Genomic DNA, 13,321 nt, shown 5'->3' with positions numbered 1-13,321 from the left:
CTCGAGGATGTAGCCTCGAGCGGCCGATGACGATTCACTCGCTCCGAACCGGACTCGGCACCCGGTCGTGACGAGCCCTATGAGTGCCGAGGCCACACCGCGACCTATCGCTGCTCGAGCCACCACGTTGTGTTCCGCCCGAAACGACACGAACTCCTCTCCTTCGAACGTGTATGTTTATAGAGCGAATACCATTCCCTTCCTGATTTTTACAGCATAGTTTGAGAGATGTTTGATCTACTACTGTCGCTAAGTAAATCCTTTTGTCATGGCTCCCCATGCCACATCATGGCGTTCGCGGAGCACCCCAGTGCGGAAGAGATATGAGCACAACAGATCAGGCGGACGACCCAGTGAATATCGATCGCCGACGGCTCCTCCAGGGGCTTGCGGCGACCAGTATCGTCAGCGCGGCCGGCCCTGTCGGCGCCAGCGCACAGGAAGACGCCGACGAAGACGAGGAGATCGATCTCGTAGGCAACGTACGGCCGATCGGCCACCGAAACGTCGGCGTCGTCGGCTCCGAAGATCCTCGCGATCGTCGCGGTGTCGACGCCCTCCTCGCGGACCGTCTCGAGGCGACTGGCAGTTCGGGACGCGAACTCGTCGGTTAACCGGAGCTGCTCGGTTCCCTCCGAGGGGCGTATCGCCCCGACCTCGCGGAGAAACGTCTCGGGATCGACGGCGTTCTGGCGCCGGTACCGGATGCGATCTCTGACCGAGATGTCGGATATTTGTCGTTCCACGTACGCGGAACGCACGAATCAGCGTTTCCCCACTCATCAGCCGAGATAGTGGTTAACAGCTCGTTTCGCGGCGAATCTCGACCGAACGCTTTAGTCGGTCCGACGACTGCTGTATCCAATGCGCCGGATCTACGAGTCCGGTTCGCTGCACCGGGACGACGACGATCCGTTCACCCCGGGGACGCGGGAGGAAACGCCCCAGACGTTCCGCTCGATCCCCACGGCGACGCTCAGTCGACTCCTGCTCACCGGCTGACTCCGGGACCGGGCGATCTCGGTCCCCGTGTCGACCCCGCAGTCCGATTTCGTCGCCGGTACGCCCGTCCCGTTTCGGGTCACGATACGAAACGCGTTGCCGCTCCCGGTGTCGATCCCGACCCGATCACCGGTGACGTGGACGTGGTCGGTCGGCGGACTGACGGAGGCGTCGCGGGTTCCCCTTCGCGATCCGCCCGACGAACCGGGGCGTCTCGAGTTCGGCCGCGGCGAGCGAAAACGGTTCACGCGGCGATGGAACGGCATGATTCGCGTCTCCGACGCTGAGTGGGAGCCGGCCGCTCCCGGCGAGTACACGCTGGGCGTCGAACTGAACGTCGCGGACGCGGCCGAGCGCGGGCTGGCGACCGAGACGACCGTTCGCGTCGTTCCCTCCGCGGACTGACCGGCTCGAGACGGCCGTACTCGGTGCAACGCGCGGTCTCCTTTCCGACCCGTGACGGACGTGAAGGCGATATCCGAAACTCCTCAGATGTCGGTACCGTAATGCGGGATTGCGCGTCTCGCGATCCCGTCGTACCGGTGAACCACAATGCCGCCATCGCCAGCCCAGGGGTCGATCAGAACTCGGCGACTGTCGCGGTCGGTGCCGGTTCCGCATCTACTCACTGCGAGTCTCTGCCTGGTAGTAATATCACATTTCCATCAGCGACGAATCGGCCAACGTGGCGCTGTGAACGTTACAGCATGTAAGCTCTTTTGTGTATGAGGTCGTACGACCGTCGATGTCACACATCAGTAGACGGAGCGTACTGGCGGGAATCGGTGGCGCGGGAGCGCTCTCTCTCACGAGCGGGCTCGGCGCGGGACAGGAAGGACGAGAGATCCTGCTGGGGATCCTCCAGCCGGAGTCGGGCGACCTGGGCGAGCTCGGCGGTCCGATCGCCGACGGGGCCGAACTCCCGGCCAGACAGCTTGCAGCCGAAGGTAGCGCGTTCGACATACAGATACAGCGAGAGGACACGCAAACCCTTTCGGAGGCGGGGATCAGCGCCGCACAGTCGATCGTCGACGCCGGCTATCCGATGTTTACCGGCGCGGCAGCCTCCGACGTGACGATTCCGGTCGCCCAGGAGGTTTCGGTCCCGAACCAGGTCGTCCAGTGTTCGCCCGCGAGCACGAGTCCGGACATCACGGACATCCAGGACGACGATTTCGTCTTCCGGACCGCGCCGAGCGATGCGTTGCAGGGCGAGGTTATCGCGGAGCTCGCCTTCGAGGAACGGGGCTGGGAGAACGGCGCCTCCATGGCGCTGAACGACGCCTACGGGCAGGCGCTCTCGGCCGTGTTCGAGAACTCCTTCGAGGAACTCGGCGGGACGATCACGGGCGTCGAGGCGTTCGAGCCGGAGCAGCCGTCGTACACGTCGGTACTCCAGAGCGTGCTCGCGGACGACCCCGAGTTCCTGCTCCTGATCGCGTTCCCGGTCAGCGGCGTCCAGATCTTCCGGGACTTCTACGCGGAGTTCGATCCGGACCTGCCGATCATCGTCACCGACGGGCTGATCGACGAGGATCTCCCGGTGTCCGTCGACAATCCGATGGACAACGTGCTGGGAACCGCTCCAGCGGCAGACGGGCCGGACGTCGATACGTTCAACGAGCTGTATAACGACGAGTTCGGCCGGAGTCCGGGCGTCTTCAACAGCCACGCCTACGACGCCAGCGCCGTCATGATCCTGGCGAACGCCCGGGCGGGCGCGAACGAGGGACCGGCCATCCGCGACGAGATGCGCGCGGTCGCGAACCCCAACGGCGAGACGGTCGGCCCCTCGAACTTCACCGAGGCGGTCGAACTCGCCGCCGCCGGCGAGGAGATCACCTACCAGGGTGCCTCGAGCACCGTCGAGTTCGACGACAACGGTGACATGCAGGCGGTCACCTACGACATCTTCGAGTTCGGCGACTTCGAGTTCGAAGTCGTCGATCAGATCGAGTTCGAACAGGAGTAACTCGAGGGTGCGGGAACCGCGGCCGGTCACCCGGGGTTCGTTTTTTTCGACCGATCTACCCGCCCAGGAAGTCCTGTCGGACCTGTTCGTCGCCGAGCAGCGCCTCCCCGGTGTCCTCGTAGCGGTTCTCGCCCTGGACGAGGACGTAGCCGCGGTCGCACCGGCGAAGCGCCTCCGTCGCGTTCTGTTCGACGATCAACACCGCCGTTCCGGCGTCGTTGATCGCGTCGACCCGGTCGAACATATCCTCGACGAGGTCGGGGGCCAGCCCGGCCGACGGCTCGTCGAGCATCAGCAAATCGGGGTCGAGCATCAGCGCCCGTCCCATCGCGACCATCTGCTGTTGGCCACCGCTCATGGAGCCGACCTTCTGACTCCGGCGCTCCTCGAGAACCGGGAACCGGTCGAACACCCGCTCCATCGCGTCCTGGGGCACCTCGTCCAGGATGTACGCCCCCATCTCGAGGTTCTCGAGGACGGTGAGCGACGAAAACACGTTGTCCGTCTGTGGCACGTAGCCGATGCCGTAGGTGATGATCTCCTCGGGCGGCCGGCCGTCGATCCGCTCGCCCTGGAACTCGATCCGGCCGCCGAAGTGAGTGGTGAGTCCGAAAATCGACTTCATCACGGTGGATTTCCCCGCGCCGTTCGGACCGACGATCACGACGTACTCCCCGTCCGCGACCGCGAGGTCGATCCCCGTGAGGATCTGGAGGTCCCCGTAGCCGGCGTCGAGATCGTCGACGACGAGCATCAGACCCCACCTCCGAGATAGGCGTCGATGACGCGCTCGTCCTCCCGGATCACCTCGGGCGGCCCGCGCGAGAGCACCTTGCCCTGGTGCATCACGATCACCGTCTCGCAGTTGTTCATGATGACGTCCATGTCGTGCTCGACGAGGAGGAAGGTGTACCCCCGCTCTCGCAGTTCGTGGATGCGATCGAGAAGCTTCTTTTCGAGGGTCGGGTTGACGCCGGCCATCGGCTCGTCGAGCAGGAGCATCTCGGGTTCGGTAAGCAGCGCCCGGGCGAGTTCGAGCAGTTTGCGCTGGCCGCCCGAGAGGTTCGCCGCGTCCTCGTGGGCCAGGTGATCGATCTCGAACAGTTCGAGGGCCTCCCAGACCCGCTCGAGGAGTTCTCGCTCCTGGTCGAGGATCGACCGGCGAACGCCGGGGGTGACGGTGCGCCAGAGCGCCTCGCCGCGCTGGTCGCCGAACGCAAGCAGCATGTTCTCGAGGACGGTCATCCCGCTGAGCTCCCGGCTGATCTGGAAGGTGCGGACGAGCCCCCGGTCGACGAGTTGGTGGGGACGCAGCCCGGTGATCTCCTCGCCCTGGAAGTACACGCTCCCGGCATCGGGTTTGTAGACGCCGGTGATCAGGTTGAACGTCGTCGACTTGCCGGCCCCGTTCGGGCCGATGAGTCCCGTGATCGTTCCTCGTTCGATCTCGAAGCTGGCCCCGTCGACGGCGACGATACCGCCGAAGCGCTTCTCGAGGTTCGAGACGCGGAGCATGGCCGTCTCTTCGCGCTCGGCCTCGGTGAGTTCGGCTTCACTCATCGGCGTCACCCCCGTCGGCCACCGCCGACTCGCGCGCGCTCGGCGGGCGCTCTTTCGTCAGATCGATCGGCGACGCCGGCTCGTTGCGGTGACCGAGCATCCCGTCCGGTCGGTAGATCATCAGGACGACCAGCACCACCCCGAAGAGGACGAACCGGAGGTTCGGCAGCTCTCCGACGGCGTATCCGAACAGCGGCATCGGGTCGAGGTCGCCGAGGGCGACGACTCCGTCGTACACTGTCGGGGGCTGTGGCAGGTCGAAGGTGGCGTCGACGATGCGCTGGACGAACGGCGGTCCCTCGAACAGCAGCCCCGCGAACAGCAGCGCGCCGACGACGCTCCCGGTGTTCGAACCCGAACCGCCGATGATCAGGGCGATGAAGATGTAGAACGTGATGATCGGCAGGAACAGATTCGGATCGATGTAGCCCCGACGACCCTGCCAGACCATGCCGGCGAGCCCCATGAACGCACAGCCGAGCATGAACGCCTTGATCTTCACGCGATCGGTGTTCTTGCCCAGCGACTGTGCCGCGAGTTCGTCCTCCCTGATCGCCTTCAACACCCGGCCGAACGGCGAGTTACCGATCCGCGTGAGGACGACGAACACGAACGCGACGAGCACCACCAGGACGGCCGTGTACACCCAGCCCTCGACGACCGACGCGCTCAGTTCGAGCGTCTCCCCGACGGTCAGAAACGCCTGCCCGATAAGGGTGGGCTCTCCCGCCGGATCACCGTCGACGTACATGATCCCCCGCGAAACCGTGTTCCGCAGGTTCGGGAAGGACATTCCTTGCCCGCCGCCGGTGCCGAACTCGACGCCGAGGATGGTGAACTCCCGGAGCGCACTCGAGTTGTACACCAGCCGGATCACCTCGGCGGCGGCGAGGGTGACGATGGCGAAGTAGTCCGCCCGGAGGCGCAGTGCCGGCAGCGCGACGACGAAGCCGACGATCGCGGCAGCGACCAGACCCGCAAGCACACCGACCCACAGCGGCAGTCCGAGGCCGGGGAACGTCGCGTCCGGCGCGGCGGTCACCAGCGCCATCGTGTAGGCGCCGACGGCCATGAAGCCGGCGACCCCGATGTTGAACAGTCCGGTGTACCCCCAGTGGAGGTTAAGCGCCAGGACGACCAGCGCGAACGACGCCGCCAGCAGCGTCACCGACTGGAGCGTGCTGACGATCCCGTTGAAGTTCAGTCCCGCCGCGAGCCCGAAGACGATGAACAGTCCGTAGACGACGACCGTCGCCTTGACGATGATGAGGATATCCTCGAGCCACCGGGGACGACCGTCTGGGTCGGTTCCGTTCGCGGTCTCGGGCTCGACCGGCTCGGTCTCGTCCGGCGGGGGAGTCGAGTCGTGGCTCATGCCGTTTCCACCCCCCCGAAGATCCCCGAGGGTCTGAGAATCAGGATCAGTATCATGAGCGTGAACGCGGCGACCTCGGTCAGATCGCCCGGGATCCAGACCAGCGAGACGTTCGTCGCCACCCCGATGATCAGCCCGCCGGCGATCGCCCCGTAGATCGAGCCGATGCCGCCGAGGATCACCGCCGAGAAGATCAGGAGCAGCAGGAACCAGCCGGTGTTGAAGCTGAGCGTTTCCTGCTCCAGGACGATCAGGTAGCCCGCCATTCCGGTCAGCCCCGCGCCGATGATCCAGGTGAGCAGGATCACGCGCTCGGTGGGGATCCCGGTTATCAACGCGAGATCGCGGTTGTCGGCCATCGCCCGCATGGCCTTCCCGAGCGTGGTGTACTGCAACAGGAGGTGCAGGAGGACCACCAGGCTCAGTCCGACCACGACGAGCGTCGACTGGTGGACGTTCAGCGAGTCGGTCCAGAAGACGAGGTCGTGCTCGAGCATCGGTGCGCTCCTGGTCACGCCCCGGGTGTGCTCCCCGTAGAAGAACACGATGACGTACCGGAGCGTCAGCGCGATGCCGACGCTCGCGATCAACAGCGGGATTCCGCCGGCGTTTCGCATGCGCCGGTAGACGAGCCGATCGATCGCGAGCGCGATGAGAATCGTCCCGACGGCTGCGACAACCAGCCCGATGACGATCGCGAGCGGGGCCCCGAGCAGGTGCATATCGAGTTCGCGGGCGGAGGTTCCACGATCCGCGTTCAGGAGGATCGTCGACCCCAGCTCTGCCACCCCGAGTCCGCCGACGACGTAGGCGGCCGTCCAGCCCGTGAACGCGCCGGTGGTGACGAGATCGCCATGTGAGAAATTCGCGAACTTGAGGATGGCGTACGTCATCGACAGCCCGACGGCCGCCAGCGCGATAATGAGGCCGTCGACCAGCCCCCGCCAGAGAAACGTCGAGAACGTACTAAACCGAAGCTCGCCGAACACCAGCCGCCGAACGAGATCGATCAGTAGTAGACCGAGCACTGCCAGAAGCGCCACCCCGAACCACTGTTCTATAGTTAGCGTCGAAAGCCGACCGCGACCGTCTACAGTCCCCATGGCCATGGCTAGCATCCGAGGTAAAATATAACTCGCCTAGCACTTACTGAGTGACAGCTCTCCCTGACAGTGCGTCTCGGTCGGAGTTCGTCGGTGCTGATAGCTATAGTAACAACTGAAACGATTCACACACTGATCGCACGAGAGCTGTGCGATTAGGTGTGCATTGACTTTCAGTGGCTACTATACTCCGGCCGCCGCGAGTGCCGGTCGCAGCGAGGTCCCGCGCGTTCGCAGCCGTCCTGAGGATCTATCGGTCGTCTCGAGCCGCCACAGGCCGAATCTCTCGCGGATAATCCGTCAGATTCTCGTAGCCGTCGTCGGTGACGACCACCAGGTCCTCGAGTCGCACGCCGCCGATGTCGGGATCGTACGCTCCCGGTTCGACGGTGACCACGTGGCCGGTCTCGAGCGGCTCCGGGCTCGAGAGCGACGGCGCCTCGTGGAGGCTGACGCCGACGCCGTGACCGGTGCCGTGGTACATGCCGACGTCGACGTTTCCGGAGTCGAACCCGTACTCGGCGAGCGTTTCGGTCGCCGCCTCGTGGACGCGGGACGCCCGGGTGCCGGCGCCGCCGCGAAGTACTTCGAGGGCGGCGTCCTGGGCGGCCGCGACCGCCTCGTAGGCGCGGGACGCCCACTCGCCGGACTCGCCGACGACGAACGTTCGCGTGAGGTCGGCGTAGTAGCCCTCCGGCCCGCGCGGGGAGAGGTCGAGCAGCACCGTCTCGCCCGCTTCGATGTCGTCTCGACCGGTGAAGTGGAGGTCGGCGCAGGTCGGTCCGGCACCGATCACCGTGTTTCCGACGTCCGAAACGCCCGCACTCGAGAGCGCCGCGTTCACCTCGCGTCGCAGCCGCTCGGTCGTCAGCGCCTCGCCCCGCCAGCGGAGGTCGCCCCCGCCGCTCGAGTCGACCGTCGCCTCCGCGAGGACGGTTTCCGCCCTGGCCATCCCCCGCTGGGCCGCGCGCTGGACGAACGCGTGACGTTCTCGCTCGGCTGTGGTCTTCCGGGCTCGTCCGAGGTCGACGTCCTCGAGACGGGCCTCGTCGACGGCGTCCGCAAGGGTTCGAAACGCCGCAGCGGGAATCGACGGCAGGGCGAGAATCTGTGCGTCGACGAGCGATACCCGGTCCTCGAGCACCTCGAGTGCGCGGTCGGGAGCGCTCGTCGCCGCGGATTCGCCGGCGGGGACGACCTCGCCGGGAAACTCCCGCTCCGCCTGTTCGGCGAACAGTCCCGGCGCACAGAGGGTCGCCCGGCCGTCGGCGTAGACGAACGCGTAGTTCCGGTCGGGGCCGGCAAACCGGGTCAGATACCGCTGGTCGTCGTCGAATCGATCGCCGACGTGAACGAACGCGTCAGTTCCGGTCGCCTCGAGCGCATCGGCCAGTCGCTCGAACGCCGCATCCCCCTCCCGTCGCAGCCGCGTCGATGGCTGTTCTTCGGTCATGCCTGCAGTGGGCCGGTCCAGAAGAATCAAGGGTACAGTAGCGGTAACGCGTTCCGCTTCGATCGATCGCGCGGGCGTCTCGGCTATGTGCGCGCCGCGACGCCTCTGGTCGTGTAGGGATGTTCCGGCTCGGATCGTCGCACTGCGGGCGACGCCCGCCGATCACGTCCGAAGAATCCGCTCAGTCGATGTGGCCTTCGCGTCGGAGCTGTGCGGCGTCCTGCTCGGTGTAGCGCCACTCGATGTTGGCCTTCTCGTCCTGCCAGTCCCAGGGTTCGACGAGGACGACGTCGTCCTCGTTGATCCAGGTTCTGTACTTCATTCGGCCGGGGATTCGGCCCATTCGGTTCTTTCCGTCCTCACAGCGGACTCTGACGTGGTTGCCGCCGTTGTGTTCGGTTACGACCGCGAAGAGCTCGTCGCTCGAGGGCATCCGAAGATTCCGGCGTTGGGATTCTTCACTCACACGTTCGCTACGGGATAGCGACGGTTAAGTTATTGGTGAAGCGCGGTAGCGTACCACACCCTATCGCGTTCGACCGTCGAACAGTTCCCGATGCCACTCGTTCGCGAGCTGTTCGACGTGCTCCTCGGCGTCCGAGACGGCCATCGCCTCGCCGATCCCTTCGTGAGTGATCGCCAGCCGCGAGATCGGCGCCATCGCGAAGCCGCCGACGGTGACCGTCCCGGCCGCGGTGTGGATCGTCCACTCGGTTCGAAGTCCCGACTCGCGGGTGACGTCCTCGATGCGGGCGCCCGCGTCGATCCACTGGCCGACGAGCCGATCGGTCACGCGACGCAGGCGACGCTCGCCGAGGAGGTGGACCGCGACCCCACCACAGACGAGAACGGCGAAGGCGGTGAGCGCCGCGAGCGGGCCGCCGTAGGGGAGGTTCAGCGATGCGGCGAGCGCCCCGGCGACGACGACGACGCCGAGAACCTTCGCGTCGACGCCGCCCGGGACGGTTCCTGACCAGTTCGAGTGAGACGATGTCCGTTGCTCGAGTTCCATAGAGACTGTCGTCCGCCGCTGGCCACAGTCACCACATAATGCTTGGCCTGTCCAGATCCACGCTTTATATACAATTTCGACCATCTTATAAGTAAGATAACATGACTTTCAGCACAACCAGTCGGTCGGTGCCGAGGGGACTCGACCCGGCCGGGCCACGCCGCTGAGATAGACGTTTACGCCGCCGGAGTGTAGTCGCCGCCATGGCCGACGATTCGACCGCCGACGAACTCGAGATCACCGCCGACCGCCCCGACAGCCCGATTCACATGGCCGGCACCGACCACATCACGCTCATCGGCAGCAACACCGAGGACACCGTCGCCTTCTACCGGGACCTGCTCGGCATGCCGCTCGTGCTCAAGCAGCCGAACCTCGACGATCCGGAGTCGACGCACCTCTTCTTCGACACCGGCGACGGCCGCATCCTCACCTTCTTCGTGAACGACGACCGGCCGTCGAACCCGCGGCCGCTGCAGAACCAGATCGGCTCGGTTCACCACCTCTCCTTCCGGATCGAACCCGAACGCTTCGCCGACGTGAAAGCGGCCCTCGAGGACGCCGGCCGCGGCTACAACGAGTTCGACCGGGGCATCTTCCACTCGCTGTACACCCGCGATCACAACGGCCTCGTCATCGAGCTCTCGGCGGACAAGTTCGCCATCCCGGACGACCGGCGCGGCGAGGTACTCGCGACCGCCCAGCGCCTCCGCGAGGAAGACGGCGTGGATTTCGCCGAGGAACGGCATTTAGCGGCGGCCCTCGAGGAGATGGACATCGACGCCGAGAAGTTCGACCTGCCGGACGCGCCGACTGGCGCGGGCGTGTAGGTTGGGACTCGAGCAGTGCAGCATAACGGGTTCGTACGGACGGCTCTCGACCGGAACGAGGGCTCGGAACCGCGAGGTCATGGGGGCGTCAAGACGACCACTGCAAAACGACGCCGATGAATACGAAAAATCCGACGAGCAGTCCGATCTCCGGAGAGAGGACGAGCAATACGAGTGTCAGAAGTCCACCCAGTAACACCGACCAGAGACGACTGATCTCCATCGACTGGCTCTCCAGTTCGGCCTCTAGCTCCTCGATCTTGACCGCCACCGAATCGCGTTCCTCCTGCGGTGAGTCTTCGGGCATAATCTCTGTCGGACGCGTTCGGTTGTGAACCTGCGTTCGGACGCCAGGAATACTGTCTCTTTTGTTTACTATTCGCTACCGTCGTCGATTTTTCTGCCGTTTTGCGAATCCTGTCGCACCCGCAATGGGGTTCCGATCGCGCCAGCGAAATGTAGCCGCTATCCGGCTCGGGCGGACGATTGACCGATCGGATCGGTCAATCGGGGCTCGGTTCGGTCGAGTTCGCTCTCGTTCTCCGCCTCCGTCTCCTCGATCACGTACCGCTGGCCCACCATCGGATCGAGCAGGCTGTCGACGGGCGCGTTGTCGTCCTCGAGCACCGGCGCACCCGACGTGTCGACGTCGCCCTCGTAGTAGCCGACCGCCGTCTCGAGATCGATGCCGACGTCTCGCTCGGCGTTTCGCTCGAGGAGCGTCTCCTGGCTCACTCGCTCGTCGTCCTTCGTCGCGACGAGCTGGATGTTCTGGACCGCGCCGGTGTCGCTGGTGCGGAAGCTGTACACCTGCGGGAACACCGCCTCCATCGTCTTGTACTCCGCGCGGTAGAACTCCGAGGCCGGGCCGCTTGGCGCGGAGATGACGTTCGCGACGAGCACGCCGTCGTCGCTCAGGCGCTCCTCGGCGAGTTCCATGAACTCCCTCGTGGTCAGGTGAAACGGCACGTTGTCCTGCTTGTAGGCGTCGAGGACGATCACGTCGTACGTCTCGTCGGTTTCCTCGAGGAACTGCCGACCGTCGCCGGTGTGGGCCTCCAGACGCGGCCCCTCCTCTAAGCCGAAGTACGCCTTCGCGGCGTCGGTCACCTCTGGATCGATCTCGACGACGTCGACCGCGACGCTCTCGTCGCGCTCGACGAAGCTCTGCGGGCCGGTGTAGCCGCCGCCACCGACGAACAGCGCCCGGTCTATCTCGTCGGGGTCGTCCACGGTGAGGTAGGGCAGGTGGAAGTACGCGGTGTAGGCGAAGACGTGTCGGTCGGGATCCTCGAGATCCGTCGCGCTGTGGCGGGTGCCGTCTAAGAACATCGTCCTCTCGGAGCCGCGGTCGATCACCTCGAGCTCTTGGTAGGGGGTCTGGCTCTGGTGGACGACCTCGCCGTGGACGCTGTACCCCATCGACCCGCTGCCGACGGCGGCGAACAGCAACAGGGTGACGACCACGATCGAGGCGGTAGGCGCACGCGGCAGCGAGGGAAGCGCCATCGCGAGCGCGGTGCCGACCAGCAACAGCCCGAACAGCAGGCTCACGCCGTCGACGCTCATCGTCGGGATGAAGACGAACGTCGTGGCCGCGGAGCCCACGATGCTGCCGATCGTCCCGAGCGCGTAGACGTGACCGGAGGCCTCGCCGACGCCCGTCTTCCGCGAGAGCTGGGCGGCGTACGGGCTGACGAAGCCGAGGAAGTACGTCGGCGGACCGAACAGCAGGATCACCGCCGGCAGCGAGGCGTACCGCGCCGGAAGCGGGATCGTCGCCGTCGCGACGAGCAGCAGATCCCGCGCGAAGATGAGGACGGCGACGTAGACGGCCGTCAGCAGGAACAGCCAGAGCAGGCGGTCGGTCGAGGCGTGGCTCGCTGCCCGCTTGCCGCCCCGCCAGTAGCCCAGGCTCAGCGCCGCGAGAAACACCGTCAGGATGCCGCCGATCGTGTAGATGTGGCTGCCGAACTGCGGGGCGACGACGCGGACCGCGAGGATCTCGAGGCCCATGCTCACGATCCCGGAGACGAACACCGCGAGTTCGACCTTCGAAAAGCGGTACGATCGGAGACCAACGTCCATTGGAGGAGGTCACTCGTTCCGTCGGTGAGTACCTTCCGCAATGGCGCCGGCCGCCCGCGTCGCGGTCGCGAGCGAGGGCCGCCCGTCGGACGGCGAAGCAGTCCGAATCACGCCCGCAGATCGAACTCGAGCGAGCCGGCCACGGACGACACCGCGAGCCGATGGCTGCCCTCGCCGAGCGTCCCGGCTACCGTCGATCCGCCGATTCTCGAGGCCGACTCGCCGAACGCCGACGCCTCGATCCGCCCGACGGTCGTCTCGAGGGAGACCGCCGCGTCGAGTTCCGGCCCCGCGAGCAGGTCGATGCTGCCGTTGGTCGTGGTGATGATGGTCTCGTCGCGGATCGCGTCGATCTCGAGGTCGATCCTACCGTTGACGGTTTTCGCGCCGTCGATCCCCGCGACGTCCCGTGCGGTCAGCCGCCCGTTGGTGCTCCGCAGATCCACGTAACCGGCGACGTTCCGCGCCTCGACGCGCCCGTTTTTCGTCCGGAGACGTGGCTCGCCGCCGACGTCACGCACCTCGATCCGGCCGTTTAGCGTCTCGATCCGGTCGACCGGAAGCCGCGTGGGCACCCTGACGTCGAACTCGACCGCCGCCCCGTCGACCGGGTCCGGGAGCACCGCCTCGAGCCGGAGCGGTCGGCCGTCTGCCTCGCCGCCGATCGCTCGGACGTCGACGGCCTCGAGGGCGTCCTCGGTTTTGGCGCGCTTCGTGATCGTCACTGCCACGTCGTCGCGGTCCTCGCCGCGAACCTCGGCGCGGCCGTTTCGGGTGTGGACCTCGAGGGCTGACGGCTCGGGATATCGCAGCGTGTCGGTCGCTGAGACGCCCTCGCCGTGTCCGTTCGTAGTCGTCGCCGTGATTGTTTCGTCGACGACCGTCGAGATGAGTGAGCCGAGTTTTCCCATGCTCGACCGTCGACG

At 65.8% G+C, this 13,321-nt stretch carries 13 protein-coding genes and 1 pseudogene; 3 read left to right on the top strand and 11 right to left on the bottom strand.

The features are described from left to right. Positions 1-266: 266 nt before the first annotated feature. A complete protein-coding gene (locus tag AC6I6S_RS05305) occupies positions 267-746 on the bottom strand; it encodes a DUF8054 domain-containing protein (protein WP_497948691.1) in 480 nt (159 codons plus the stop codon). Between the two features lie 118 nt (positions 747-864). Between AC6I6S_RS05305 and AC6I6S_RS05300 the strand changes: the two are divergent. Together AC6I6S_RS05300 and AC6I6S_RS05295 are read left to right on the top strand one after the other, a co-directional pair. Continuing rightward, a pseudogene (locus AC6I6S_RS05300) lies at positions 865-1,407 on the top strand (DUF7974 family protein). A 340-nt stretch (positions 1,408-1,747) separates the two neighbouring features. Then, a complete protein-coding gene (locus AC6I6S_RS05295) occupies positions 1,748-2,974 on the top strand; it encodes an ABC transporter substrate-binding protein (protein WP_497948690.1) in 1,227 nt (408 codons plus the stop codon). 55 nt (positions 2,975-3,029) lie between these two features. On the opposite strand, the gene AC6I6S_RS05290 is transcribed toward AC6I6S_RS05295, so the two are convergent. The 7 genes from AC6I6S_RS05290 to AC6I6S_RS05260 form a co-directional block, all read right to left on the bottom strand. After that, the gene (locus AC6I6S_RS05290) at positions 3,030-3,728 is read right to left on the bottom strand and encodes an ABC transporter ATP-binding protein (RefSeq protein WP_497948689.1); all 699 of its coding nucleotides are present in this window, start codon (positions 3,726-3,728) and stop codon (positions 3,030-3,032) included. Continuing rightward, the gene (locus AC6I6S_RS05285; RefSeq protein ID WP_497948688.1) at positions 3,728-4,534 is read right to left on the bottom strand and encodes an ABC transporter ATP-binding protein; all 807 of its coding nucleotides are present in this window, start codon (positions 4,532-4,534) and stop codon (positions 3,728-3,730) included. The genes AC6I6S_RS05290 and AC6I6S_RS05285 overlap by 1 nt, the downstream gene beginning before the upstream one ends. Continuing rightward, the gene (locus tag AC6I6S_RS05280; protein ID WP_497948687.1) at positions 4,527-5,909 is read right to left on the bottom strand and encodes a branched-chain amino acid ABC transporter permease; all 1,383 of its coding nucleotides are present in this window, start codon (positions 5,907-5,909) and stop codon (positions 4,527-4,529) included. The genes AC6I6S_RS05285 and AC6I6S_RS05280 overlap by 8 nt, the downstream gene beginning before the upstream one ends. Then, a complete protein-coding gene (locus tag AC6I6S_RS05275; protein WP_497948686.1) occupies positions 5,906-7,012 on the bottom strand; it encodes a branched-chain amino acid ABC transporter permease in 1,107 nt (368 codons plus the stop codon). The genes AC6I6S_RS05280 and AC6I6S_RS05275 overlap by 4 nt, the downstream gene beginning before the upstream one ends. 250 nt (positions 7,013-7,262) lie before the next feature. Then, complete coding sequence (locus AC6I6S_RS05270) at positions 7,263-8,465, bottom strand: M24 family metallopeptidase (RefSeq protein WP_497948685.1); 1,203 nt, start codon at positions 8,463-8,465, stop codon at positions 7,263-7,265. A 181-nt stretch (positions 8,466-8,646) separates the two neighbouring features. Then, the gene (gene eif1A / locus AC6I6S_RS05265; RefSeq protein WP_497948684.1) at positions 8,647-8,931 is read right to left on the bottom strand and encodes a translation initiation factor eIF-1A; all 285 of its coding nucleotides are present in this window, start codon (positions 8,929-8,931) and stop codon (positions 8,647-8,649) included. Between the two features lie 60 nt (positions 8,932-8,991). Further along, on the bottom strand, positions 8,992-9,477 hold the full coding sequence (locus AC6I6S_RS05260) for a hypothetical protein (protein WP_497948683.1): 486 nt from the start codon (positions 9,475-9,477) through the stop codon (positions 8,992-8,994). A gap of 203 nt (positions 9,478-9,680) precedes the next feature. On the opposite strand from AC6I6S_RS05260, the gene AC6I6S_RS05255 reads away from it, so the two are divergent. Further along, on the top strand, positions 9,681-10,307 hold the full coding sequence (locus AC6I6S_RS05255; RefSeq protein WP_497948682.1) for a VOC family protein: 627 nt from the start codon (positions 9,681-9,683) through the stop codon (positions 10,305-10,307). 88 nt (positions 10,308-10,395) lie between these two features. Here AC6I6S_RS05255 and AC6I6S_RS05250 read toward each other — a convergent pair whose 3' ends face one another. From AC6I6S_RS05250 to AC6I6S_RS05240, 3 genes are all read right to left on the bottom strand, one after another. After that, entirely contained in the window at positions 10,396-10,614 is a 219-nt protein-coding gene (locus AC6I6S_RS05250; protein ID WP_497948681.1) for a hypothetical protein, read from the bottom strand. 158 nt (positions 10,615-10,772) lie between these two features. Then, positions 10,773-12,395, bottom strand: a complete 1,623-nt coding sequence (locus tag AC6I6S_RS05245; RefSeq protein ID WP_497948680.1) for a spermidine synthase — start codon at positions 12,393-12,395, stop codon at positions 10,773-10,775. A 107-nt stretch (positions 12,396-12,502) separates the two neighbouring features. After that, complete coding sequence (locus AC6I6S_RS05240; protein ID WP_497948679.1) at positions 12,503-13,306, bottom strand: DUF4097 family beta strand repeat-containing protein; 804 nt, start codon at positions 13,304-13,306, stop codon at positions 12,503-12,505. Positions 13,307-13,321 lie beyond the last annotated feature (15 nt).

The sequence above is a fragment of the Natrononativus sp. DTA114 genome (genome assembly GCF_059736515.1).
The sequence above is the reverse complement of the archived record's forward strand: the minus strand, read 5'-3'. Positions and strand labels throughout refer to the sequence as shown.

What these genes read in the sequence shown, in the direction of transcription:
- AC6I6S_RS05270 (WP_497948685.1), bottom strand. Translation starts at nt 8,465, where the DNA reads ATGACCGAAGAACAGCCATCGACGCGGCTGCGACGGGAGGGGGATGCG.
- AC6I6S_RS05255 (WP_497948682.1), top strand. Translation starts at nt 9,681, where the DNA reads ATGGCCGACGATTCGACCGCCGACGAACTCGAGATCACCGCCGACCGC.
- AC6I6S_RS05290 (WP_497948689.1), bottom strand. Translation starts at nt 3,728, where the DNA reads ATGCTCGTCGTCGACGATCTCGACGCCGGCTACGGGGACCTCCAGATC.
- AC6I6S_RS05285 (WP_497948688.1), bottom strand. Translation starts at nt 4,534, where the DNA reads ATGAGTGAAGCCGAACTCACCGAGGCCGAGCGCGAAGAGACGGCCATG.
- AC6I6S_RS05280 (WP_497948687.1), bottom strand. Translation starts at nt 5,909, where the DNA reads ATGAGCCACGACTCGACTCCCCCGCCGGACGAGACCGAGCCGGTCGAG.
- AC6I6S_RS05260 (WP_497948683.1), bottom strand. Translation starts at nt 9,477, where the DNA reads ATGGAACTCGAGCAACGGACATCGTCTCACTCGAACTGGTCAGGAACC.
- AC6I6S_RS05240 (WP_497948679.1), bottom strand. Translation starts at nt 13,306, where the DNA reads ATGGGAAAACTCGGCTCACTCATCTCGACGGTCGTCGACGAAACAATC.
- AC6I6S_RS05295 (WP_497948690.1), top strand. Translation starts at nt 1,748, where the DNA reads ATGTCACACATCAGTAGACGGAGCGTACTGGCGGGAATCGGTGGCGCG.
- AC6I6S_RS05250 (WP_497948681.1), bottom strand. Translation starts at nt 10,614, where the DNA reads ATGCCCGAAGACTCACCGCAGGAGGAACGCGATTCGGTGGCGGTCAAG.
- AC6I6S_RS05245 (WP_497948680.1), bottom strand. Translation starts at nt 12,395, where the DNA reads ATGGACGTTGGTCTCCGATCGTACCGCTTTTCGAAGGTCGAACTCGCG.
- AC6I6S_RS05275 (WP_497948686.1), bottom strand. Translation starts at nt 7,012, where the DNA reads ATGGGGACTGTAGACGGTCGCGGTCGGCTTTCGACGCTAACTATAGAA.